The sequence below is a fragment of the Kineococcus sp. AC630 genome, assembly GCF_979255925.1.
Genome location: NZ_CEEDMJ010000012.1, coordinates 49,780 through 72,879, shown reverse-complemented (window position 1 = coordinate 72,879; position 23,100 = coordinate 49,780). Strand labels below are relative to the sequence as shown.

23 protein-coding genes are annotated in these 23,100 nt (G+C 72.4%); 8 read left to right on the top strand and 15 right to left on the bottom strand.

Features of this window, described 5'->3' with window-relative positions; translation table 11 throughout:
* The first annotated feature begins 1 nt into the window (after nucleotide 1).
* A complete protein-coding gene (locus tag AC0I8G_RS14095) occupies nucleotides 2-526 on the top strand; it encodes a DinB family protein (protein ID WP_471730470.1) in 525 nt (174 codons plus the stop codon).
* Here AC0I8G_RS14095 and AC0I8G_RS14090 read toward each other — a convergent pair whose 3' ends face one another.
* The gene (locus tag AC0I8G_RS14090; protein WP_471730469.1) at nucleotides 527-1,537 is read right to left on the bottom strand and encodes a sigma-70 family RNA polymerase sigma factor; all 1,011 of its coding nucleotides are present in this window, start codon (nucleotides 1,535-1,537) and stop codon (nucleotides 527-529) included. It lies immediately after the preceding gene.
* A 92-nt stretch (nucleotides 1,538-1,629) separates the two neighbouring features.
* Between AC0I8G_RS14090 and AC0I8G_RS14085 the strand changes: the two genes are divergently transcribed.
* Nucleotides 1,630-2,376 (top strand): sulfite exporter TauE/SafE family protein, encoded by a 747-nt coding sequence (locus tag AC0I8G_RS14085; RefSeq protein WP_471730468.1) that lies wholly within the window; start codon nucleotides 1,630-1,632, stop codon nucleotides 2,374-2,376.
* A 36-nt stretch (nucleotides 2,377-2,412) separates the two neighbouring features.
* On the top strand, nucleotides 2,413-2,835 hold the full coding sequence (locus AC0I8G_RS14080) for an NUDIX domain-containing protein (protein ID WP_471730467.1): 423 nt from the start codon (nucleotides 2,413-2,415) through the stop codon (nucleotides 2,833-2,835).
* On the opposite strand, the gene AC0I8G_RS14075 is transcribed toward AC0I8G_RS14080, so the two are convergent.
* Genes AC0I8G_RS14075 through AC0I8G_RS14065 form a run of 3 tightly spaced genes read right to left on the bottom strand, consistent with a single transcriptional unit; the run spans nucleotide 2,836 to nucleotide 7,585 of the window.
* Nucleotides 2,836-4,257 carry an MFS transporter gene (locus tag AC0I8G_RS14075; protein ID WP_471730466.1) on the bottom strand — a complete coding sequence of 474 codons (1,422 nt, stop codon included), beginning with the start codon at nucleotides 4,255-4,257 and terminating at the stop codon, nucleotides 2,836-2,838.
* Nucleotides 4,258-4,286: 29 nt separating this feature from the next.
* Nucleotides 4,287-5,288: an asparaginase gene (locus AC0I8G_RS14070; RefSeq protein ID WP_471730465.1), complete on the bottom strand. Its 1,002-nt coding sequence runs from the start codon at nucleotides 5,286-5,288 to the stop codon at nucleotides 4,287-4,289.
* A 26-nt stretch (nucleotides 5,289-5,314) separates the two neighbouring features.
* A complete protein-coding gene (locus AC0I8G_RS14065) occupies nucleotides 5,315-7,585 on the bottom strand; it encodes a HelD family protein (protein WP_471730464.1) in 2,271 nt (756 codons plus the stop codon).
* Between the two features lie 265 nt (nucleotides 7,586-7,850).
* On the opposite strand from AC0I8G_RS14065, the gene AC0I8G_RS14060 reads away from it, so the two are divergent.
* Nucleotides 7,851-8,939, top strand: a complete 1,089-nt coding sequence (locus tag AC0I8G_RS14060) for a fatty acid desaturase family protein (protein ID WP_328295233.1) — start codon at nucleotides 7,851-7,853, stop codon at nucleotides 8,937-8,939.
* A gap of 182 nt (nucleotides 8,940-9,121) precedes the next feature.
* Nucleotides 9,122-9,325: a cold-shock protein gene (locus AC0I8G_RS14055; protein WP_012086670.1), complete on the top strand. Its 204-nt coding sequence runs from the start codon at nucleotides 9,122-9,124 to the stop codon at nucleotides 9,323-9,325.
* Nucleotides 9,326-9,407: 82 nt separating this feature from the next.
* Here AC0I8G_RS14055 and AC0I8G_RS14050 read toward each other — a convergent pair whose 3' ends face one another.
* Both AC0I8G_RS14050 and AC0I8G_RS14045 read right to left on the bottom strand, forming a co-directional pair.
* Entirely contained in the window at nucleotides 9,408-9,914 is a 507-nt protein-coding gene (locus tag AC0I8G_RS14050; protein WP_471730463.1) for a mycothiol transferase, read from the bottom strand.
* 47 nt (nucleotides 9,915-9,961) lie between these two features.
* Entirely contained in the window at nucleotides 9,962-10,318 is a 357-nt protein-coding gene (locus AC0I8G_RS14045) for a VOC family protein (RefSeq protein WP_471730462.1), read from the bottom strand.
* Between the two features lie 103 nt (nucleotides 10,319-10,421).
* Between AC0I8G_RS14045 and AC0I8G_RS14040 the strand changes: the two genes are divergently transcribed.
* On the top strand, nucleotides 10,422-11,255 hold the full coding sequence (locus AC0I8G_RS14040; RefSeq protein WP_471730461.1) for a class I SAM-dependent DNA methyltransferase: 834 nt from the start codon (nucleotides 10,422-10,424) through the stop codon (nucleotides 11,253-11,255).
* Here AC0I8G_RS14040 and AC0I8G_RS14035 read toward each other — a convergent pair.
* Genes AC0I8G_RS14035 through AC0I8G_RS14005 form a run of 7 tightly spaced genes read right to left on the bottom strand, consistent with a single transcriptional unit; the run spans nucleotide 11,153 to nucleotide 18,134 of the window.
* Nucleotides 11,153-12,313: an ABC transporter substrate-binding protein gene (locus tag AC0I8G_RS14035; RefSeq protein WP_471730460.1), complete on the bottom strand. Its 1,161-nt coding sequence runs from the start codon at nucleotides 12,311-12,313 to the stop codon at nucleotides 11,153-11,155. The two genes, AC0I8G_RS14040 and AC0I8G_RS14035, sit on opposite strands and share 103 nt — an antisense overlap.
* Complete coding sequence (locus AC0I8G_RS14030) at nucleotides 12,310-13,080, bottom strand: ABC transporter permease (RefSeq protein WP_471730459.1); 771 nt, start codon at nucleotides 13,078-13,080, stop codon at nucleotides 12,310-12,312. The genes AC0I8G_RS14035 and AC0I8G_RS14030 overlap by 4 nt, the downstream gene beginning before the upstream one ends.
* Nucleotides 13,077-13,883, bottom strand: a complete 807-nt coding sequence (locus AC0I8G_RS14025; RefSeq protein WP_471730458.1) for an ABC transporter ATP-binding protein — start codon at nucleotides 13,881-13,883, stop codon at nucleotides 13,077-13,079. Before AC0I8G_RS14025 ends, AC0I8G_RS14030 begins: the two co-directional genes overlap by 4 nt.
* Nucleotides 13,880-14,815: an ABC transporter permease gene (locus AC0I8G_RS14020; RefSeq protein WP_471730457.1), complete on the bottom strand. Its 936-nt coding sequence runs from the start codon at nucleotides 14,813-14,815 to the stop codon at nucleotides 13,880-13,882. Before AC0I8G_RS14020 ends, AC0I8G_RS14025 begins: the two co-directional genes overlap by 4 nt.
* Nucleotides 14,812-15,852, bottom strand: a complete 1,041-nt coding sequence (locus tag AC0I8G_RS14015) for a TIGR03842 family LLM class F420-dependent oxidoreductase (protein WP_471730456.1) — start codon at nucleotides 15,850-15,852, stop codon at nucleotides 14,812-14,814. The genes AC0I8G_RS14020 and AC0I8G_RS14015 overlap by 4 nt, the downstream gene beginning before the upstream one ends.
* A gap of 12 nt (nucleotides 15,853-15,864) precedes the next feature.
* Nucleotides 15,865-17,289, bottom strand: coding sequence for a dihydropyrimidinase (gene hydA / locus AC0I8G_RS14010; RefSeq protein ID WP_471730455.1), 1,425 nt, complete (start codon nucleotides 17,287-17,289; stop codon nucleotides 15,865-15,867).
* Nucleotides 17,286-18,134, bottom strand: a complete 849-nt coding sequence (locus AC0I8G_RS14005) for a nitrilase-related carbon-nitrogen hydrolase (protein ID WP_471730454.1) — start codon at nucleotides 18,132-18,134, stop codon at nucleotides 17,286-17,288. The genes hydA and AC0I8G_RS14005 overlap by 4 nt, the downstream gene beginning before the upstream one ends.
* A gap of 110 nt (nucleotides 18,135-18,244) precedes the next feature.
* On the opposite strand from AC0I8G_RS14005, the gene AC0I8G_RS14000 reads away from it, so the two are divergent.
* On the top strand, nucleotides 18,245-19,426 hold the full coding sequence (locus AC0I8G_RS14000) for a PucR family transcriptional regulator (RefSeq protein ID WP_471730453.1): 1,182 nt from the start codon (nucleotides 18,245-18,247) through the stop codon (nucleotides 19,424-19,426).
* Nucleotides 19,427-19,462: 36 nt separating this feature from the next.
* Here the strand turns inward: AC0I8G_RS14000 and AC0I8G_RS13995 are convergent, their stop codons facing one another.
* The gene (locus AC0I8G_RS13995) at nucleotides 19,463-20,683 is read right to left on the bottom strand and encodes a pyridoxal phosphate-dependent aminotransferase (protein WP_380261555.1); all 1,221 of its coding nucleotides are present in this window, start codon (nucleotides 20,681-20,683) and stop codon (nucleotides 19,463-19,465) included.
* A 56-nt stretch (nucleotides 20,684-20,739) separates the two neighbouring features.
* The gene (locus AC0I8G_RS13990; protein WP_471730452.1) at nucleotides 20,740-21,663 is read right to left on the bottom strand and encodes a DMT family transporter; all 924 of its coding nucleotides are present in this window, start codon (nucleotides 21,661-21,663) and stop codon (nucleotides 20,740-20,742) included.
* Between AC0I8G_RS13990 and AC0I8G_RS13985 the strand changes: the two genes are divergently transcribed.
* Nucleotides 21,662-23,074, top strand: coding sequence for an aminotransferase-like domain-containing protein (locus AC0I8G_RS13985; protein ID WP_471730451.1), 1,413 nt, complete (start codon nucleotides 21,662-21,664; stop codon nucleotides 23,072-23,074). The two genes, AC0I8G_RS13990 and AC0I8G_RS13985, sit on opposite strands and share 2 nt — an antisense overlap.
* The last annotated feature ends 26 nt before the right edge of the window (nucleotides 23,075-23,100 follow it).

Genomic DNA, 23,100 nt, shown 5'->3' with positions numbered 1-23,100 from the left:
CATGACCAGCGACTCCGCACGGACTCCGGCTCCCGGTGGCGAACGGGACGACCTCCTGGCCGCCCTGACCAAGCACCGGTGGCTCTTCACCCAGACCCTCACCGACCTGAGCGACGAGCAGGCGGCGGCCCGGACCACCGTGAGCGAGTTGTGCCTCGGGGGCCTGGTCAAGCACGTCGCGCAGACCGAGGCCCAGTGGGCGGACTTCGCCGTGAACGGGGCCGGCGGGCTGCCGTCCTTCGCGGACACCGACGTCCAGGCGCGGGCCGACTCCTTCCGGATGCTCCCCGGGGAGACCGTCGCCGGCGTGCTGGCCGACTACGCGGCCGTCGCCGCCCGCACCGACGAGCTCGTGCGGACCCTCGACCTCGACCTCGCGCACGACCTGCCGGAGGCACCCTGGTTCGAGCCGGGGCAGTGGAGCACCCGGCGGGTGTTCGTCCACGTGCTCGCGGAGGTCGCCCAGCACGCCGGTCACGCGGACCTCCTGCGCGAGGCCGTCGACGGCCGGAAGTCGATGGGCTGATCAGGCCGGGGGCTCCTGCGGGAAGCCGAAGAGGTCGAAGAGCCGGGTGTCCAGGAACGACGTGATCCGCACGATCTTCCCCTCGGCCAGCTCCAGGGCCTGCACGGCGAACGGCACGAGCTCGCCGTCGGCCCCGATCGGCTTGTAGTGGACGTAGGCGGGGGACCCGTTCATCGTCACCGGGACCAGCTTCGACCCGCGGCACTGGTGGCCGGGGCCGAGCATCCAGGCGGTGATGTCCTGCGCGCCCTCCAGCCACAGGTCGAACGGCGGCATGTTCTGCGTGACGTCGGCCGCGAGGAGCTTCACGAAGGCGTCCATGTCGTAGGCCTCGAAGGCCCGGACGTAGTCCTCCAGCAACGTGCGGTGGCTGTCGTCGAGGGGCTCGGTGCGTTCCACGTCGGGGCGTTCGGCCAGCGTCGCCCGGGCCCGCTGCAACGCGCTGTTCACCGACGCCGTCGTCGTGTCGAGCAGGTTCGCGACCTCCTCCGCCTTCCAGCGCAGGACGTCGCGCAGGATGAGGACCGAACGCTGACGCGGGGGCAGGTGCTGCAGCGCCGCGACGAAGGCGAGGCGGATCGACTCCCGGGCCACGGCGATGTCGGCGGGGTCGCCGGCTTCCGGCAGCACCCGGTCGTCGACCATCGGTTCCAGCCAGGTGTCCTCCGGCTGACTGCGCTGCAGCGACGCCTCGACCGGCGCCCACGCGGTGGCCGAGAGGTCCATCGGCCGTGCGCGCCGCTTCCGGTTCTCGAGCATCGTGAGGCAGACGTTCGTGGCGATCCGGTACAGCCAGGACCGCAGGCCCGACCGGCCCGCGTAGCCGTCGATGCTCTTCCACGCCCGGACCATCGTGTCCTGGACGGCGTCCTCGGCGTCGAAGGCGGAACCGAGCATCCGGTAGCAGTAGCCCCTGAGCTCGGAGCGGTGCGCGGCGAGGCGGGGTTCGAGTTCCTCGGCGGTGAGCGTCGGATGGGCTGAGACGTCAACGGCGCTGTCGGAGGTCGTCACGCGCACAGCACAGCACAGACCACCGACACCGGGGGAGGCCCCGCAGGCACCGAGGTCCGGTGAACCCGGACGCACTGGTTGGATCGGGCAACGTGTCGCCCGTCGAGATCCCGCTGCTCCTGCTGGCCGGGGTGCTGGCGGGGCTCGTCGGCAGCACGGCGGGGCTCGCCTCGCTCGTCTCCTACCCGGCGCTGCTGCTGACCGGGCTGTCCCCGCTGGCCGCCAACGTCACCAACTCGATGGCCCTGCTCGGGGTCACGGCCGGCACGGCGGCCGGTTCCCGACCCGAGCTCTCCGGTCAGGGCGCCCGGCTGAAGCGGCTGCTGCCGATCGCCGCGGCGGGCGGCGCCGTGGGCTGCGTGCTGCTGCTCACCCTCCCGCCGGACGCGTTCGAGGTGGTCGTCCCGTTCCTCGTGGCCGGAGCCTCGGTGACGATCCTGCTGCAACCACGGATCAAGCAGCTGCAGCCCGGTCGGCTCTCCCCGGGCAACCCCGCCGCCCTCGTCGCGATCTTCCTCGTCGGGATCTACGGCGGCTACTTCGGCGCCGCCGCCGGGGTGCTGATGCTCGCGCTCTCCGAGGTGCTGCACGCCCAGTCCCTCGCCCGCAACAACGCGCTGAAGAACGTGCTCACCGGGGCCGCGAACACCGTCGCCGCCGTCGGTTTCGCGGTGTTCGGGCCGGTGGACTGGTGGGCGGCGCTGCTCCTCGGCCTCGGGTGCGTCGTGGGGGGCCGGATCGGGCCGGTCATCGTGCGGCGCCTCGACCCGCGGGTGCTGCGGACCGTCATCGCCGTGGCCGGGTTGGCGTTGGCCGTGCGGTTGTTCCTCACGCGCTGACGGCCCGGCGTCGGCCAGGTTTCGTAGGCTGCCCGGGTGGGCCACGCACGAACCACCCGGGTGCTGCTCGTCGACGACGACGGGCGGGTCCTCCTCCTGCGGACGGGGCTGCCCGGGGGAGGTCACGTCTGGACGACGCCCGGCGGCGACGTCGGCGCCGACGAGGGCCCCGCGGCGGCGGCCGTCCGGCACCTGCGAGAACAGGCCTCCGTCGTGGACGTCGAGGTCGTCCCGCTCGCCGGCGACGTCTCCGGCGATGCGCAGGAGCACGTCTTCGCCGGCCGGAGCCCACGCGGTGCGATCGAGGCGGGGCTCACCGACTGGGAGGTCGACCACCACCTCGGGCACCGCTGGTGGAGCGCCGCGGACCTGCGCTACACCTCCGAGACGATCGTCCCCGCCGGTCTCCCCGGTCTCCTCGACGACGTCCTCGGCGGACGCGCGTCCTCCGGCCGCTGATCAGCGCCGTCCCGCGCGGACGGCGTCACCCGCACCGCGGGGCAGCGACGCCGACTCGACGATGCTGAGCAGGCCCAGGACGGCCATCCCCACCAGCGCGGCGCGGTAGGCGGAGGCGGCGTCACCGTCGGGGGCGAGGCCGGCCGCCGCCCGGACGAGCAGGGCCGCCACGGCGATCCCGACCCCCGTCGCGAGCTGGCTGCTGATCGAGGCCACCGCGTTGGCGGGACTCATCTGGGCCCCGGGGACGTCGGCGAACTGCAGGGTGTTGTAAGCGGTGAAACCCACCGAGCGGGCCGCGCCGGACACGAGGAACACCAGCGCCACGACGATCTCCGGGGTGCCCGGACGCAGCAGCGCCGCCGCCACGAACGACGCGGCCAGCACGCAGGTCGCGACCACGATGATGGGCACCAGCCGGAACCGGCGCACCAACGGGGTCGTCGCGGGCTTGATCCCGAGGTTCCCCGCGAACACCGCCATCAACATCGCCCCGGCCCGCACGGGAGTCCACCCGAAACCCTCCTGCAGCAGCAGCGGCAGCAGGAACGGGGCGGCGCTGACGACCCCGCGGTAGACCGAACCGGCCGAGTTCGAGGCGCGGAACGTCGGGATGCGCAGGGGGCGCAGGTCGAGCACCGGGTGCGCGGCACGCCGGAACCAGAACACCGCGAGGGTCCCCACGAGTACCGACCCGACGAGCAGACCGGCCCCCGCGAACGTCGTCGACGCGTCGGCCACGAACTCCATCCCGAGGACCAGCGCGCTCACGGCCACCACCAGCAGCACGAGCCCGACCCCGTCCAGCGGGCGCCGCCGGCGGGGGACCTGCGGCACGATCCGCCACGCGGCCAGGGCCAGCACGATCCCGACGGGGACGTTCACCCAGAAGATCCACGGCCACCCCGCGTACTCGGTGAGGATCCCGCCGAGCAGCGGGGCGATGACCGGGGCGACGAGAGCGGGCCACGTGAGGTAGGCGATCGCGCGCACGAGGTCCGACTTGGCCGTTCCGCTGAGGACCACCAGCCGCCCGATCGGGACGAGCATGCTGCCGGCGATGCCCTGCAGGACCCTGGCGGTGGTGAGGGTCGCGACGGAGTCGGAGGCCGCGCAGAGCACCGACGCCAGGGTGAACACCACGATCGAGACCAGGAACACGGGCCGTGCCCCGAGCCGGTCCGCCGCCCACGAGCCGAACGGGATGAACGCCGCCACCGCGACCAGGTACGCCGTGACCGCGAGCCCGAGGTCGGCCGGGACGACGTCGAAGGCCCTCGCGATCGAGGGCGTCGCCGTGGTGAGGATCGTCGCGTCGAGGTTCTCCATGAAGAACGCCAGGGCCACGACGAGCGCGAGGGGACGCGACCAGCCGACCGACCCGTCCGCGGTCGTCGTGGCCGGGGCAGGGGTTTTCGGCACTCGGAGAGGTTACGACCCGCGGGGTGGGTTCAGTGCGTGGCGAACGCCTCGACGATCTCCTCGTGCCCCAGACCCGCCGCCAGGCACAGCGAGAGCAGGATGCGGGCCTGCTGGGGGGAGAGCGTGTCGCTGCCGACGAGTCCACGCTCGTCGAAGGCGTGCCGCTGCGTGACGCGGCCGGTGATCGCGCGGCTGCTCGCGACCACGACGACCCCGGCGGTGACGGCCTGCTGGATCGCGACCTCGACGGCGGGCGGGTTCATGCTCGGCGGCAACGAGGCGACCACCAGCCCGCGAGCGCCGTCGGCGACGGGACGTTCCACCACCCGGGCGTCGGCGCCGGCCCAGACGGGCACGATCTCCACCCGCGGCCACACCGGCTGGGCCTGCGCGGCGAAGCGCGACGACGTGGTGTGGCGGCGCAGCAGCTTGCGGTAGAACCAGACCCCGCCGTAGGGGTCGACGTCGCCGAGAGCGCCGTGGTCACGGGCGCGGAAGGTGTCCAGACCCGAGTTCGACGTCTTGAGGACGTCGCGCGCCGACAGGATCCGGTCGTCCATGACGACCAGCACCCCGTGCCCGCGCGAGGACGGCGAGGCCGCGACCCGGATCGCGTTGGCGAGCCCCACCTGGGCGTCGGAACCGACGGCCGTCGGTGGGCGCTGCGCCCCGACGAGCACCACGGGCAGGTCGCTCGCCAGCGTGAGCTGCAGGACGTAGGCGGTCTCCTCCAGCGTCGCGGTGCCGTGCGTGATGACGACCCCGGCGACGTCGGGTTCCTCCCGCGCGATGGTCAGCACCGCGGTGCGCAGCTCCGCCCAGAACCCCTCGTCGGCGGCCGTGCTCGGGATCCGCCGGACCCGGCGCGGGGAGACGTCCACGTCGTCGGGGAAGCGGTAGAGCGGCAGCGCCTCCTCGTCGGTGAGGACGTGCCCGAGGTCGACGTAGTCGAGGCGGTCGAGGTCGTCGTGACCACCGCTGCCGATGGTTCCACCGGTCAGCAGGACGGCCACCCCGGGCTTGTCGCTCATGCCGCGATCATGGCCCACCCTGCCGGTCAGGCGAGGGACTCCATGCCGGCGGGGAGGGGTTCGGCGTGCAGGACGTGGAGTTCCTGGGTCGCGCGGGTCAGGGCGACGTAGAGGTCGTTGGCGCCGCGGGGACGGCGCAGGACGGCCGCGGGTTCGACGAGCACGACGACGTCGAACTCCAGGCCCTTGGCCCGGTGCACGTCGAGCACCGACACCGCGGCGTCGAGGTCGTCGGGGGAGGCGGCGACCGCCCCCCGGGGCAGCACGGCGGAGATCGCCGCGCGCAGCGCGTCCGAGCCCAGAGCTCCGTCGACCTCGGCGGTGATGACGGCGACCCGCCCCTCGTCCAGGTCGGCGAAGCGGGCCCGGACGACCTCGACGACGTCCGCCCCGGAGGTCAGCGGGATCGCGACGGGGTCGTGGTCGCCCTCGCGGACGGGGGTCGGCGGGTTCGCCGAGATCCCCGCGGAGCGCAGCACGTCGGCGGCGACCCGGGAGATCTTCGCGGGCGTGCGGTAGTTGACGGTGAGTTCCTCCAGCCGCCAGCGGTCGTCGACGACGGGTTTCAGCGCCTGCGCCCAGCTGCGCGCCCCGGCGGGGTTCGACGTCTGGGCGACGTCGCCGACCAGGGTCATCGAACGCGACGGGCAGCGGCGTTCGACGAGGCGCCAGGCCATCGGGGAGAGTTCCTGCGCCTCGTCGACCACGACGTGGCCGTAGGCCCAGGTCCGGTCCAGCGCGGCCCGTTCGGCCACGGTGCCCACCGGTCCGTCGGTGGAGAAGCGGTCGGCGAGCAGCTCCGGGCTGACCAGGGGGTTGCCGACCCCGGAGGCCTCGAAGTCCTCGAGCACCTTGCGCGCGTAGGCGACCTGCTCCTCGCGGTCGGCGTCGCGGCGAGCCTGGTTCGCGGACTCCTCCAGCGGGCCGAGGAGTTCGGCGAGCTCGTCGAGCAGGGGCACGTCGGCCTCGCTCCAGGCGCTCGCGTCCTCGCGGTGCAGGGCCGCGCGGTCGGTGGCCGACAACTGCGGCGCGATGCGTTCCAGCAGGTCCGGGTTGCGGTAGAGACCGGCGAGCACCTTCTGCGGGGTCAGCGGCATCCAGCAGAGGTTGACCTCGCGCCGGACGTCGACGTGCTCGCGCAGTTCGGTGACGAGGTCGTCGCGCTCCTCGCCCAGGTCGGCGCCGCGGGCGCGGGCGAGGGAGTTGACCAGCGTGTTCAGGACCTCGCGGACGAAGGTCACCCGGGCGAGGTTGTGCGGTTTGCGACCGCGCCGGGCGCGGGCGCGGGCCGAGGCGACGGCGTCGGGACGCAGCATGATCCGGGTGCCGTCGAGGTCGAAGCGCAGCGGTCGGGCGGGGATCCGCTGCCGGTCGGCGACGGCCGCGTCGAGGACCTCGGCCATCCGCAGCGAGCCCTTGACCCGGGCTGCGGCGGCGGAGTCCCCGCCCCGGGCGAGCACCCCGGGGAACAGCTCGGCCAGCGTCGCGGTCACCACGCCCGTCTCGCCCAGCGCGGGCAGGACCTGCTCCACGTAGCGCAGGAACACCGGGCTGGGGCCGAGCAGCAGGACGCCGCTGCGGGCGAGGCGGTCGCGGTGGGTGTAGAGCAGGAAGGCCGTCCGGTGCAGGGCCACGGCGGTCTTGCCGGTCCCCGGACCGCCCTGGACGACGAGGACCCCGCGCTCGGAGGCGCGGATGACCCGGTCCTGCTCGGCCTGGATGGTGGCGACGATGTCGCCCATGCGGCCGGTGCGGGGGGCGGTGACGGCGGCCAGCAGGGCCGCGTCACCCGTGGTGCGCTCACCCTCGGCCGCGATGAGCACCTCGTCGTCGACGCCCGTGACGTGGCGGCCCGCCGTGAGCAGGTGCCGGCGCCGGACGACGTCGCGGGGAGCGGCCGCGGTGGCCTGGTAGAAGTCCTGCGCCGCGGGCGCCCGCCAGTCGACGAGCACCTGGTTGCCCCGGTCGTCGGCGAGGCCGAGCCGGCCGACGTAGCGGCGCGGGTCCTCGGTGCCGGGCTGCAGGTCGAGGCGCCCGAAGCAGAGCCGGTTCTCCACCGACCACAGCTGGGAGAGGCGGTCCTCGTAGAGGGTCGCGAAGGCGTCGCGCTCGAAGCGGCTCTGGTGGGTGCCGGTCGCGAGGGTGCGCCGGACGTCGGCGAGCTGCTCGGCGGTCTGGGCGCGCAGGACGTCGAGCCGGTCGTAGAGCGTCCCGACGTGAGCGTCCTCGAGGGCGACCTGTTCCCTCGTCGCCTCCTCGGCCGGGGTCGACGCGTCGGGCTCGGTGGACTGGCTCACTGGTGCGGCTCTCTCCTGTGCGCGGTGCCCTGCGTGCCGTCACAGTCGCGAGGGCTCGCAAACGGCACCGCAGAAGCCTAAAGGCGTCGGCGTGGGCACCGATGGGGGGTTCCACTCGTTGGCCTACCGTGGGGCTCGCTGCGGGAGGTCGCAGCGCTGAACGAGCCACACCGCTGTGTCTGTCACGGGTCCGCATCCCGGGCACTGCGCGAGGACGCGCCGCCCGGTGCCCCTCTGAACGCCCGCGAGGAGACCAGTGACGACCATGCCCACGACCGAGTCCGTGTCCGACCCGGTGCAGCCACCGCCCGCACGGGCGCGCCGCAGCACCCCGTACGCGACACTCACCGCGGCCGTCCAGGACGCGGGCCTCATGCGCCGGCGGACGGGGCACTACTGGTGGCGCATCGCGTTCACCACGGTCGCCTTCCTCGCCGTCGTCGCGGGGGCGTTCCTGCTCCGGGACTCCTGGCTCGTGCTGCTGGTCGCCGCGCCGCTCGCCCTGGTCCTCACCCAGTTCGCCTTCCTCGGCCACGACGGGGCGCACAAGCAGATCTTCGCCTCGCACCGCGGCAACGAGTGGGCGGCCCGGATCTTCGCCGCGCTGCTGACGGGTCTCAGCTACGGCTGGTGGATGGGCAAGCACACCAAGCACCACCAGGCCCCCAACGCCCGGGGGATCGACACCGACATCGAGTCCGAGGTCGTCTCCTTCCACGAGGAGGCCGCTGCGGGTCGTCGGGGCGTCCTGCGCTGGGCCACGGCCAAGCAGGGCTACTGGTTCTACCCGCTGCTGCTGCTGGCCGGGCTCAACCTGCACGTCGACTCCACGAAGTCGCTGATCAGCGGCCGCCGGGCCAAGAAGCGCTGGATCGACGCCTCCCTCATCGTCGTCCACTGGGGCGTCTACCTGGCCGCGCTCGTGCTGCTGCTCGGGCCGGCCCGCGGAGCCGCGTTCTTCGGTGTCCACATGGCGGCCTTCGGCGTCTCGATGGGCGGCGCCTTCGCGCCCAACCACGTCGGCATGCCGATCGTGGCGCGCGAGACCAAGGTCGACTTCATCCGCCGCCAGGTGCTGATGTCGCGCAACATCTCCGGCGGCTGGTTCGTCGACCTCTTCATGGGTGGTCTCAACTTCCAGGTGGAGCACCACCTGTTCCCCTCGATGCCCCGGCCCAACCTGCGCGCCGTCCAGCCGTTCGTGCGCCGCTTCTGCGCCGAGCACGGCATCGACTACACCGAGACCTCGCTGCCGCAGGCCCTCAAGGACATCGTCGCGTACCTCAACGACGTGGGCCTGGCCGCTCGCGACCCGTTCCGGTGCCCGCTCGTGTCGCAGCTGCGCGCCGGCTGAGGAGAGTGCAGCACGGGGACTGGACATCAGGCCCGATCGTGCTAAGTTCTTCCTAGTCGCAGTTTCTCGACGTGCTTTTGCGCCCCGGGATTCACTCGAGGGTCCAGCACGCTTTCCAGACCAGGTCAGCCCCTCGGCGACGAGCTCCACTGCGGTGGGGCGTACACCTTGAGGAGGCCATCATGGCTCAGGGAACTGTCAAGTGGTTCAACGGCGAAAAGGGCTTTGGCTTCATCGCCCCGACCGACGGTGGCCCGGACGTCTTCGTCCACTACTCCGCGATCGCCGGTAACGGCTTCCGCAACCTGGAAGAGAACGACCAGGTCGAGTACGAGGTGACCCAGGGCGCCAAGGGCCCCCAGGCCTCGAACGTCACGCGTCTCTGATCTTCAGACGCTGACGGTCTGACCGTCCTACGATCCCCGTCCCAGCTTCGGCTGGGGCGGGGATCGTTGCGTTCCGGGGGCTTCAGCGCCGCTCCAGCACCCCCCGCACGAAGGCCGCCTGCGCCGCGTGCTCGAGGTCGTCGTCCAGCACGCTGACCAGGCGGACCCCCAACGTCACCGGCGGGTCCCACGCGTCGTCGACGACCCGGTCCAGGTCAGCTTCGGAGAGTCCGCCCAGGAAGTCGACCGTCCGCGCCTGCACCGCGTCGAGGTACCCCGTCAGCAGTTCGGCGCCCACCTGCACCTGACCCACCTGGTCCGCGTCGAAGCCGTACCCCGTCTCACCCGGTCCGAACGGCAGGGCGAAGCGCTCCGCCCAGCCGTCCGCCGTCCAGGTCTGCTCGTGCCCGGCGACGTCACTGACGTGGTCGTCCTGCACCCGAGCGAGGTGCCACACCAGCCACGCGATCGAGTTCGCCCCCGGATCGAGGCGGGCGCTCAGCGCGTCCTCGTCCAGGCCGTCGACCGCTGCGTGCACGAGCGGGGAGATGCGGCCGTAGCCGTCCAGCAGGATGTCCTTGGCGTCCATGCCCCCTGCCTATCCCCGCCCCGCCACCACCGCACGTCCGAGCGCGACTACGCCTCCGGGCGGAAGGCGCAGAACTCGTTGCCCTCGGGGTCGGCCAGCACGTCCCACGGGCGGTCCTCGGCGCGAGGCCGCACCATCGTGGCCCCGGCCGCGAGGAGGCCGGCGAGGTCCCCGACGACGTCGAGGTGCATCCGGTTCTTCACCGTCTTGGGCTCCTCGACGGGGTTGACCCAGAGGAACGGGCCCGCACCGGAAGGGTCGCGCAACGGGACCGGCCACGTCGGATCACGCGGGCCGTCACCGGACTCGTGCCGGACGTAGCCCAGGACGGCGCACCACCAGTCGGCCTGCGCCTGGTGGTCCAGGGCGTCGAGGCAGAGGTCCTTGAAACGCGCGACGGCCACGGCCTGCTCCTCCCGATCGGTACCCGGACCCTGCCACGGGGCGGGCCCGGCTTCCACCGAAAACCCGGTGCGGGCGCGGAGTCGACCGCGCCAGGCTCGGAGCGTGCCGGACCCGATCTTCGCCCACCCCCGCCTGGCCGCCCTCTACGACGTCTTCGACCACCCCCGCCCCGACCTGGTGCCCTACGTCGCCCTCGCGGGCGAGCTCGGCGCCCACCACGTCCTGGACGTGGGGTGCGGGACGGGTGTCCTGGCCGCCCTGCTGGTGGCCGAGGGGTACGAGGTGGCCGGCGCCGACCCGGCGCTCGCGAGCCTGGGCGTCGCCCGGGCTCGACCGGGGACCTCGGCCGTGACGTGGCTGCCCGTGGAGGCGGCGCAGCTTCCCGCGCTCGGGTGCGACCTGGCCGTGATGACCGGCAACGTGGCCCAGGTGTTCGTCACTAACGAGGACTGGGACGCGGCGCTGCGGGGACTCGCCCGGGCGGTGCGGCCCGGCGGCCACCTGGTCTTCGAGACCAGGCGCCCGGAGGCCGAGGACTGGCGGACCTGGTCGGGACCGCCGCAGGTGCGGACGGTCCCCGGGGAGGGGACCGTCCGCACGGAGTTCGAGCTGCTGGCGGCCACGCCGCCGCTGGTGACCTTCCGCACCGTGTTCACCTTCGCGGACGGCGAGCGGTTGACCTCCGAGTCGACGCTGCGCTTCCGCGGCCCGGCCGAGCTGCGCTCCTCCCTCCTCCGCCACGGGTTCACCGTGGCGGAGGTGCGGGAGGCGCCGGACCGGCCGGGCCTGGAACACGTGGTCATCGCCTCCCGGTCCGCGTCGGGAGGAGGGGTTCAGGCGCCGCCGGCGGCCAGCGTCACCGTCTCGGGGGCGAACGCCGCGCCCTTGACGTCGACGCCCGCGGAGGTCAGCTCGTCGAGGGCCTGCTGGACGTAGTCGTTGGTCCAGGCGTCCTCGTCGGGTTCCTTGGTGATGACGGTCTGGCCCTCGGCGTTCTTGGTGTCCATGGCGATCTGGACGGTCTGCTCCCAGGCGGTCGCATCGATGAGCCCGGCCCCGCCGGCCGCCGGCCAGACCAGCTTGTTGACCTCGTTGACCTGCCACAACTGGTGGCTCGCCCCGAGCGTCGACCCCTTGGCCACGACGATGTCCCGCGCCTCCTCGGGGTTGTCCCGGGCGAAGACCCAGCCCTTGATCGAAGCCTTGAGGAACTTGACGGTCTGCTGCTGGTAGGCGGTGTCGGCCAGCTTCTCGGTGCTGGCCCAGACCGCGTCCTGCAGCATCGCAGTGCCGACGTCGTTCCAGTTCAGGACGTTGAAGTCGGCCGCGGTGAAGAGGGAACCCGTGTCCGGGTTCTCCGCCTCGAGGAGCTGGGCGAACTCGTTGTACGTCATGGCCTGCGCCGCGTCGATGTCACCCTGCAGTAGACCGAGCATGTCGAACTGCTGCTGCACCAGTTCCACGTCCGAGCTCGGGTCGAGTCCGGCCGCGGTCATCGCGGCGAAGAGTTCGTACTCGTTGCCGAAGCCCCAGTTCCCCACCTTCTTGCCCTTGAGGCCCTCGACCGCGGTGATGCCGGTCTTCGTGAAGGAGACCTGCAGGGTCCCCGACCGCTGGTAGATCTGGGCGACGTTGGTGATGGCGGCGCCCTGTTCGCGGGAAGCGAGGGCCTTGGGGACCCAGGCGATGGCGTAGTCGGCCTGGCCCTGGGCGAGGACGGTCTGCGGCACGATGTCGGACCCGCCCTCGAGGATCTGGACGTCCAGCCCCTCGTCGGAGTAGTAGCCCTGGTCGAGCGCCGCGAAGTACCCGGCGAACTGTCCCTGGGTGACCCACTGCAGTTGCAGCTTGACCGTGGTCGAACCGGAACTCCCGGAACTCGCGGCGGCACCGGACGACGTCTCCTGGTCGGCGCTCCCGCAGGCGGCGAGCCCGGCGGCCGTCGCGGCACCGGCCCCGGCGAGCAGGGCGGAACGGCGGGTGGGGTGGTTCACGAGGGCCTCCTGGTGAGAGTGGTGGGGGACAGCAGTCGCTCCAGGAGCAGGGCGACCAGGTAGAACACGAGGCCGAGGGCCACGGCCCCGAGGACGTAGGACCAGGCCCGCGGGTAGGCGGTGGCACTGGCGGCCGAGGTGATGCGCGAACCCAGTCCGTCCTGCCGACCGCCGAAGTACTCGGCGACGACCGCCGCGATGACCGACAACGAGGACGCCAGGCGCAACCCGGTGAACGCGAAGGGCACCGCGCCGGGCAACCGCACGTACCGGGTGACGGCCCAGCCGGAGACGGCGAGGGAGCGCATGAGTTCCGCGTGCACCGGGTCGATGCGGCGCAACCCTCGCGCGGTGTTCACGAACAACGGGAAGAACACCGCGACGGCCACGACGAGGCGGCGGGGAACCGGACTGGTGGAACCGAACATCGCGTTGAACACCGGGGCCAGCGCGATGATCGGCATGGCGTTCGCCGCGGCCGACAAGGGGCTGAGCACCTCGTCGAACAGGCGCAACCGGGCCGCCAGCAGGGCGGCGACGACCCCGGCCAGGGAACCCGCCACGAGGCCCGTGAACGCGGTCGTCCCCGTGGCGGCGGCGGCCTGGACGACGTCCCCCGCGACGGCGCCGAACGCCTGCGTGATCGCGACCGGTGACGGCAGCACGAACGTCGCGATCCGGCCGGCCACGACGACGGACTGCCAGAGCAGCAGGACCGCGACCCCGACGACGACCGGTGGGGCTAGGGACCTCGGGAACTGCGTCACCGGTCGTCCCCGTGCAGCGCCGCCGCCGGCGACTCCCTGCCCCGCAGGGCCTCGCGGACGGCGGTGATCCCGGTGAAGAACGCGGGGTGCTCGCGTGCGTCCTCGTCCCGGGCGGGGAGGTCCACCTCGACGACCCGGACGATGCGACCCGGCCGCGGTGACATCACGACGACCTGCGTCGAGAGGAACACCGCCTCGGGGATGGAGTGGGTCACGAACACGACGGTCGTCCCGGTGCGTTCCCGGATGGCGAGGAGTTCCGCCTGCATGCGTTCGCGGGTCATCTCGTCGAGGGCGCCGAAGGGTTCGTCCATGAGCAACAGCGGGGGTTCCTCCGCCAGCGACCGGGCGATCGCGACGCGTTGCTGCATGCCGCCGGAAAGTTCCGCGGGTTTCATGCGGGCGAAGTCGGCGAGCCCCACGAGGTCGAGGAGGTACCGGGCGCGTTCGGCCCGTTCGGCCTTGCCGACCCCGTGCAGTTCCAGCGGGAGTTCCACGTTGCGCTGCACGGTGCGCCACTCGAGGAGTCCCGCCTGCTGGAACGCGATCCCGTAGCCGTGGGCGAGTCGCGCCCGGTGCGCCGACACCCCGCCCACGAGGACCTCACCCGCGGTCGGGGTGACGAGGTCCGCGATGCAGCGCAGCAACGTCGACTTGCCGCACCCGGAGGGTCCGATGAGCGAGACGAACGCGCCGGGTTCGATCGTGAGGTCGATGCCGGAGAGGGCGTGGACCTCGCCGCGGGCGGTGGTGAACCGCTGGTCGAGGTGCGAGATCTGGACGGCGGGGGCCGCGGGGGTCATCGTTTGCCTCCGTGACGCAGGAGCAACAGGTCGAGCAGCGAGACGAGCCCGGCGGCGAGCAACCCCAGCAGGGCCGCGCCGAGGATGGCCGCGTGGAGGCGGCCGGGGGCCGAGGTGGCCTGCTGGGCGTACTGGAGGATCAGCCGACCGATCCCGCCGCGGGTGCCGGTGGAGATCTCCGCGACGATCGCGCCGACGACGGCCTGCGCCGCGGCGAGGCGCAGCGCGGGGACGAGGTGCGGCACGCTGGCCGGGAACCGCAACCGCAGCAACGTCTGGCGGTGGGTCGCGGCGAAGCTCGTGAACAGTTCCTCCGAGGCGCTCGTGGGCGCCTGCAGACCGCGCAGCATGCCCAGTGCCACCGGGCAGAACGCCAGGTAGCCGGAGATGACGACGACGGACATCCAGGGTTGCCAGGCCAGTGTCGGGGTCAGCTGGAGCTTGCCGCCCCAGCCGGCGATGAGCGGGGCGATGGCGATGATCGGGACGGTCTGGCTGAGGACGACGTAGGGCAGCAGTCCCCGTTCGGCGAGGCGGGAGCGCTGCATGAGGACGGCCAGCACGACTCCCACGAGGCCGCCGAGCAGCCAGCCCCCGACGGCCATCGTGAACGTCCGCCAGGCCGAGGCCACCACGGCGACCGCCACGGTGCGCGAGCCCGGGATGGACACCTCCTGCTGGTCGAGGGTGGCGAGCACGTCGAGGACCCCGGGCATCGACCGGGGGTCGGCGCGGGGCAGGACGCGTTGCCCGCCGACCTCGACCCCCTGCACCGGGCCGACGGCTCGGTAGAGCTCCCACAACGCCAGGAGCACGACGACGCCGAGCAGAGCCATCCCGGTGCGCCGCAGCCCGGCCCGGACCCGGTCCGTGGGCCGACCGGGGACGGGAGCTTCCGCGGTGGCCGCCGTCGTGGCCAGGAGTCCGGTCACGAGACCGCCGTCACGGTCTCGGCCAGGGCCGGCAGGACGAGGTCGCCGTAGGCGCGCAGCGTCTGTTCCTTGGCGTCGTGCTGCAGGTACAGGGCGAACTGGTCCACCCCGAGGTCCTCCAGGTCCCGCAGCCGGGCGATCTGCTCGGCGGGGGAGCCGAGCAGGCAGAACCGGTCGACGATCTCGTCGGGTACGAAGTCGGCGTGGGTGTTGCCGACCTGTCCGTGCTGGTTGTAGTCGTAGCCCTCGCGGCCCGCGATGTAGTCCGTCAACGCCGTCGGGACGTTGCTGTCGCTGCCGTAGCGTTCGACGATGTCGGCGACGTGGTTGCCGACCATCCCGCCGAACCAGCGGCACTGCTCCCGGGCGTGGTCCAGGCCGACCCGGCTGCCGTCGGTGACGTAGGCGGGGGCCGCGACGCAGATCTTCACGGTCTCGGGGTCACGGCCCGCGGCCGCCGCCGCGTCCTTCACCGTCCTGATGGTCCAGGCGGTGATGTCGGGATCGGCGAGCTGCAGGATGAACCCGTCGGCGACCTCCCCGGTGAGCTGCAACGCTTTGGGGCCGTAGGCGGCCACCCACACCTCGGTCTGCCGGCCGGCTCCGTGGTCGGTCGCCCACGGGAACCGCACGGTCTGGCCGCGGTGCTCGACGGGCCGGCCGTTGGACAGTTCCCGGATCACGTGGACCGACTCGCGCAGTGTCGCCAGCGTCGTGGGTTTCCCCGACAACGTCCGCACGGCGGAGTCCCCCCGCCCGATGCCGCAGATCGTCCGCGGCCCGTACATCTCGTTCAACGTCGCGTAGGTCGAGGCCGTCACCGACCACTCGCGGGTGGCCGGGTTGGTGACCATCGGTCCCACGACCACCTTGCGGGTGGCCTGCAGGATCGCGGAGTGGATGACGTAGGGCTCCTCCCACAGGACGTGGGAGTCGAACGTCCAGACGTGGGAGAACCCGTAGGTCTCCGCGATCCGGGACAGGTCGACCACCCGGGAGGCGGGTGGGGTGGTCTGCAGCACGACGCCGAAGTCCATCGCGTTCTCCTTTCAGCGCAGGTACTGGGACAGGCCGCGGGGGACGAACCTCCCGTGACCCGGGCTGCCCGAGTACGTCCCGCGGTCGACGATCACCGCACCGCGGGACAGGACGGTGCGGACGGACCCGGTCAGCTCGAAACCCTCGAAGGCCGAGTAGTCGATGTTCATGTGGTGGGTCTCGGCCGAGATCCGGGTGGTCGCGGCCGGGTCGTAGACCACGACGTCGGCGTCCGAACCGGGAGACACGGTGCCCTTGCGCGGGTACATCCCGAACATCCGGGCCGGCGTGGTGGAACAGGTCTCGACCCAGCGCTGCAACGACAGGTGCCCGTCGACGACGCCCTGGTGGACGAGGTCCATCCGGTGCTCCACCCCGCCCATGCCGTTGGGGATCTTCGAGAAGTCCCCCCGGCCCAGTTGCTTCTGGTCCTTGAAGCAGAACGGGCAGTGGTCGGTGGAGACCACCGCGAGGTCGTCGGTGCGCAGACCTCTCCACAGGTCCGCGGCGTGCGGTTCGTGCCTGGAGCGCAGGGGGGTGGAGCAGGCGTACTTGGCCCCCTCGAAGCTCCCCGGTCCGCCGGCTCCCAGGTGGTCCTCGAGCGTCAGGTAGAGGTACTGCGGGCATGTCTCGGCGAAGACGTTCGCACCCTTCGCACGTTCGGTCGCGATGCGTTCCAGCGCCTGGGAGGCTGAGACGTGCACGACGTAGAGGGGGGTCCCGCCGGCGACGCCGGCGAGGGCGATGGCCCGGTTGACGGCCTCCGCCTCGAGCGCGGCGGGGCGGGTGGTGCCGTGGAACACGGGGTCGGTGTCGCCGCGGGCCAGGGCCTGCTGGACGAGGACGTCGATGGCGGTGCCGTTCTCGGCGTGCATCATGATCGTGGCGCCGTTGTCGGTGGCGCGCTGCATCGCCCGCAGGATCTGGCCGTCGTCGGAGTAGAACACCCCCGGGTAGGCCATGAAGAGCTTGAAGCTGGTGATGCCCTCGTGGGCGACGAGGGAGTCCATCGCCGTGAGCGAGCCCTCGTCCACGCCACCGAGGATCATGTGGAACCCGTAGTCGATCGCGGAGTTCCCGGCCGCCTTGGCGTGCCAGGTCTCCAGCGCCCGCTCGACGACCTCGCCGGTGCGCTGGACGACGAAGTCGACGATCGTCGTGGTGCCACCCCAGGCCGCGGCGCGGGTTCCCGTCGCGAACGTGTCGCTCGCCTCGGTCCCGCCGAAGGGCATCTCCATGTGGGTGTGCACGTCGACCCCGCCGGGCAGGACGTAGCAGCCGGTCGCGTCGATGCGGGTGTCCACCTCGAACGCGAAGGACCCGGGGGCCAGCAGGGCCACGACGGTCTCGCCCTCGATCAGCACGTCGGTGGGGACGGCCCCCGTCGAGGAGACCAGGGTGCCGTTCTCGACGAGGGTCCTCCGTCCCGTGGTCACGGCCGGACCAGGTCGCCGTAGGAGTCGGGGCGACGGTCGCGGTAGAACTGCCAGTCGGTGCGGGCCGTGCGGATGAGGTCCATGTCGAGGTCGCGGATCAGCAGTTCCGGGTTCTCGCTGCCGGCCTTCTCGCCCACGAAGTTCCCCATCGGGTCGGCGATGTAGCTGGTCCCGTAGAACGGCACCGCGTCGTCGCCGAACTCACCGGTCTCGGCCCCGACCCGGTTCGGGACGGCGACGAAGTACCCGTTGGCGGCGGCCGCGGTGGGCTGCTCGAGTTCCCAGAGCCGGTTGGACAGCGAGGGTTTGGAGGCGTTGGGGTTGAAGACGATCTCGGCGCCGGCCAGACCCAGGGCGCGCCAGCCCTCGGGGAAGTGCCGGTCGTAGCAGATGTAGACCCCGACCTTGCCGACGGAGGTCTCGAAGACGGGATAGCCCAGGTTGCCGGGGCGGAAGTAGAACTTCTCCCAGAACCGGTCCAGGTGCGGGATGTGGTGCTTGCGGTACTTGCCGAGGTACTTCCCGTCGGAGTCGACCACGGCCGCGGTGTTGTAGAGGACGCCGGGTTGTTCCTCCTCGTAGACGGGCAGGACCATCACGAGGCCGAGTTCCGCGGCCAGGGCCTGGAACCGCTTGACCGTGGGGCCGGGAACGGACTCGGCGTAGTCGTAGTACTTGCTGTCCTGGGTGATCCCGAAGTACGGACCGTAGAAGAGTTCCTGGAAGCACACGATCTGCGCACCGGCGTCGGCGGCCTGGCGCGCGTACTCCTCGTGCGCCTCGATCATGCTCTCCTTGTCGCCGGTCCAGGCGGCCTGGACCAGTGCGACGCGCAGCGTCGTCATGGCACCGCTCCTTCTGCTCGAGGGGGAACGTCTGGGTTCAGAGGATTCCCCTCCGGGCCGACGTCCCACAAGAACGCCGCGACACGGTTTCACCTCGCTAGGGTGTGCACATGCACAGCACCGGAAACGCGGCCGAAACGGCGGCCGTACGCTCGGTCCTGCTGGAACTGCTCGGCGACGTCGACGCGCTGGCCGAACGCTTCGTCACCCAGCTGATGGAGGTCGTGCCCTACGCCGACGGCGCCGTCGAGCGTGCCCGGCTCCTCGACGACGGGGTCAACACCTACGAACGGGTGCTGCGACGGCTCGTGGACCTGCCCGTCCCGGACCGTCTGGTGGAGCTCTCCCACGCGGTGGGCCGGCACCGGGCGCAGATCGACGTCCCGCTCTCGGCCGTCACCACCGGGACGCGGTTGCACTTCCGCGTCGTGTGGGAGGAACTCGCCGACCGGTTGACGCCCGAGGCGCTGGTCGCCGCGGTCACGTTGCCGGTGCAGTTGTGGCAGGCCGTCGAGGAGCACTCCAACGACGTGCAGATCGGTTACCACGAGGCGGCGACCGCTCTGGCCTACGAACGCGACCGGGACCGCCGGCGCATCGTCGAGGCCTTCCTGGACTCCGACGGTGAGGACGGAGACCTGCTGGGCCGGGCGGCCGCGGTGCTGGGCGCCGGGGTCGGTGACGACGTCTTCTGCGCGTTCGTGCCCTCCCGCACGGCCGTGGCCGGGCTCGTCGGGAACTCCGCCGGTGTGCGACTGCACGAGTGGCGCGGCGGGACCGTCGTCCTGGCGACGCGGCCCCGGGGGACCTGGCCCGCCGACGAGGTCGCCGCGGGGCGGGCCGCCGTCCCCGCGGTGCTGCGCTCGGTGCCCTGCGGGGTCGGTCCGCTGGCCCGCGGACTGGCCCGGTTGCCGCGGGCGGTCCGCGTGGCCCAGCAGGTCGCGGGGGCGCTGCCGGCCGGGGCGACCGGACCGGTGCGGCCCGCGGACAACGCGCTGGCCGTCGCGGCCCGCGCGCTGGGGGCGATCCGCGACGACGTGGCCGACGACGTGCTGCACGACCTGCTCGCCCTCACCCCACCCGAGCGCGACCGACTGCTGGAGACCCTCGACACCTTCACCGCGACGGGTTCCGTCGCGGTGACGGCGGAGCGGACGTTCTGCCACCGCAACACCGTGCTCAACCGGCTCCGGCGCATCACTGAGTGCACGGGGCTCGACGTGACCGTGCCCGACCAGGCGGTCGTGCTGCTGCTCGCCCTCACGGCCTGGCGGCAGCGCACGGGTGGCTGACCCGTGCGCCGCGCCGGGCGGTTCGTCGGGGGGCGGTCACGCCATCGAGGACAACCGGTCGGTGAGGAACGTGCCGATCCGTCCGATGGCGCTCTCCAGGTCCTCGACCCGGGGGAGGGTGACGATCCGGAAGTGGTCGGGTTTGGGCCAGTTGAACCCGGTGCCCTGCACGACGAGGACGTGCTGGGACTCCAGCAGGTCCACGATGAGCTGGTAGTCGTCCTTCACCTCGTGGACCTCCGGGTCGAGGCGGGGGAAGCAGTAGAGCGCGCCGCGGGGTTTCACGCAGCTCACCCCCGGGATCTCGTTGAGGAGTTCCCACGTGCGGTGCGCCTGTTCGGCGAGGCGACCACCGGGCAGGACGAGGTCGTTGATCGACTGGTGCCCGGACAGCGCGGCCTGCACGACGTACTGCGCGGGGACGTTGGCGCACAGGCGCATGTTGGCCAGCAGGTCGAGTCCCTCGATGAAACCCCGTGCGTGCCGCTTGGGTCCCGACAGGTACATCCAGCCGGACCGGAAACCCGCGACCCGGTACGCCTTCGACAACCCGTTGAACGTGATGCACAGCAGGTCGGGGGCGAGCGAGGCCGTCGAGACGTGCACGGCGTCGTCGTAGAGGATCTTGTCGTAGATCTCGTCGGAGAGGACGAGCAGACCGAACTCGCGGGCCACCTGCAGCATCCCCTCGAGGACGGGTCGCCCGTACACCGCACCGGTGGGGTTGTTCGGGTTGATGACGACGAGGGCCTTGGTGTGGGGGGTGACCTGCGCGCGCAGGTGGTCGAGGTCGGGTTCCCAGCCGGCCGACTCGTCGCACAGGTAGTGCACCGCGCGACCACCGGCCAGGCTGACCGCCGCCGTCCACAGCGGGTAGTCGGGGGCGGGGACGAGGACCTCGTCGCCGTCGTTGAGCAGCGCCTGCATCGCCATGACGATGAGTTCGCTGACCCCGTTGCCCATGTAGACGTCGCCCACGCCGACGTTCGGGACGCCCTTGAGCTGGCTGGACTGGACGACCGCGCGGCGGGCCGAGGGGATGCCCTTGCTGTCGCTGTAGCCCTGCGCGACGGGCAGGTTGGCGATCATGTCCTGGAGCAGTTCGTCGGGAGCCTCGAACCCGAACGGGGCCGGGTTGCCGATGTTCAGCTTGAGGATCCGGTGTCCGGCGTCCTCGAGCTGCTGCGCGCGGCTGAGGGCCGGCCCGCGCACGTCGTAGAGGACGTTCGCGAGTTTGTCGGACTGCTCGAAGTTCATCGTCGCGCCTGTTCTGGGTTCCGTGGACGGGTCGGTCATCGGCTCGTGACAGCTTGTCACGATCGGGTCCGCGAGCGGACGGCGAGGGCGGCGGAGCCGATGACGAGGAGTCCGCCCACGGCCGTCGTCGCGGTCAGGGGTTCCCCGAGCAGCAGAGCCGCCCAGGTGATGGTCAGGACGGGTTGCACCAGTTGCACCTGGCTGACCCGGGTCATCGGGCCGATGCCCAGACCGCGGTACCAGGCGAAGAACCCGAGGAACGTGCTCACCACGGCGAGGTAGCCGAAGGCGGCCCACTGCCCGGCCGTGGCGGCCGGGGGAGTGCTCACCGCGGAGGCGAGGGTCAGCGCGAGCATCACCGGTGAGGCCAGCAGCAGGGCCCAGGAGATCGTCTGCCACGACCCGAGTTCCCGCGCCAGCAGCCCGCCCTCGGCGTAGCCGATCGCCGCGGCCGCGACGGCCCCCAGGAGGAGCAGGTCGGCGTGGTGCAACCCGCCCGCCCCACCGCCCTGCACGGCCGCGAAGCCGACGGTGGCGGCCGCTCCGATCGCGGCGGTGACCCAGAACGTCGTCGGCGGTCGCTCGCCGGTGCGCAGGACGGCCATCACCGCGGTCGCGGCCGGCAGCACGGCGATGACCACGGCACCGTGGACGGCGGGGGTGCTCGTCAGGGCGAAGGAGGTGAGCAGCGGGAACCCGGCCACCACTCCGCCCGCGACGGCCGCGAGGCGCAGCCACTGCCGGGGGGTCGGGCGCGCGGCCCGGGTCACCCGCAGGGCCAGGCCGGCGAGCACCGCCGCCACGACGGCGCGCCCGGAACCGATGAACAACGGGGCCAGCCCGCCCACCGCAATGCGGGTGAGGGGGACGGTGAAGGAGAAGGCGAGCACACCGAGGCCGCCCCAGAGCAGTCCACCGGCGGCCGGCGCACGCGGTAACACCTGGCGCGGAACCTTGATAGCGTTACTCTGTATGCTCATGGTCGACGATAGCACCGTCACGGTGGCCGACAGCCTGCGCGCGTGGGTGGCGACCGCCTCCCCCGGATCGCGGCTGCCGTCGAACCGTGAGCTCGTCGCACGGTTCGGGGTGAGCCCCGTGACCGTCCAGAAGGCGTTCCGGCAGTTGACCACCGCCGGCCTCATCGAGACCCGGCCGGGGGTCGGCACCTTCGTCCGGGCCCGACCCGCCGTGCGCCCGGCGGACTACGGCTGGCAGACGGCGGCCCTGCGGGCCCCGCACACCCGACCGCCGGCCGTGTCGGCGCCGATGCGCTCCGCCGACCCGGACGCCATCGCCCTGCACTCCGGCTACCCGGCCCGCGACCTGCTGCCGGAACGGCTGCTGCGCAACGCCTTCGCCCGGGTGGGCCGGAGCGAATCGGGGTGGACGCGGTCGTCGGTGGCGGGCGACCCCGACCTGCGCTCCTGGTTCGCCGGGGAACTCGCGGCGGTCACCCCGGCCGGGACCACCCCGCCCGCGGCGCGTGACGTCGTCGTCCTGCCGGGAACCCAGAGCGGACTCAGTTCGGTGTTCCGGGCGCTCGTGGGTTCCGGGCACCCGGTGCTGGTGGAGTCCCCCACCTACTGGGGTGCCCTGCTGGCCGCGGCCCAGGCGGGGGTGGACGTCGTCCCGGTCCGGGGTGGCCCCGACGGGCCGGACCCGGCCGACCTGGCCCGCGCCTTCACCGAGACCGGCGCCCGTGCCTTCTACGCCCAGCCCACGTTCGCGAACCCCACCGGAGCGCGGTGGAGCGCGGAACGGGCCGACCAGGTCCTCGACGTGGTGCGCGCCCACGACGCCTTCCTCGTCGAGGACGACTGGGCGCACGACTTCGCCGTCGAGGGTGAGGTGTCGCCGGTCGCCGCCCGGGACGACGCGGGTCACGTCGTCTACCTGCGGTCGCTGACCAAGAGCGTGTCGCCGGCCGTGCGGGTGGGAGCGCTGGTGGCCCGCGGACCGGCCCGCGAGCGCATCCTCACCGACCGCCTCGCCGAGTCGGTCTACGTCAGCGCCTTCCTGCAGGCCGTGGCCCTGGAGGTCGTGACGGCTCCCGGCTGGCGCACCCACCTGCGGACGATGCGGGGGAACCTGCGGGCCCGGCGGGACCTGATGGTCGAGGAACTGCAGCGCCGGGTCCCCTCGGCGCACCTGGCGCTGGTCCCCGCCGGTGGCCTCAACCTGTGGGCCCGGCTGCCCGAGGGCACCGACGTCCAGCGCCTGGTGCGCGAGTGCGAAGCGGAGGGCGTGGTGGTCGCGGCGGGTGACGAGTGGTTCCCGGCCGAACCGGCGGGGCCGTTCGTGCGGGTGAACTACTCCGGACCGGAACCGGAGCGGTTCGGCGAAGGGCTCGCGATCCTCGGGCGGGTGCTGGCCCGGCAGGAGGGGTGAGGGCCGTCCTTGCCCTCCCCGCGTGA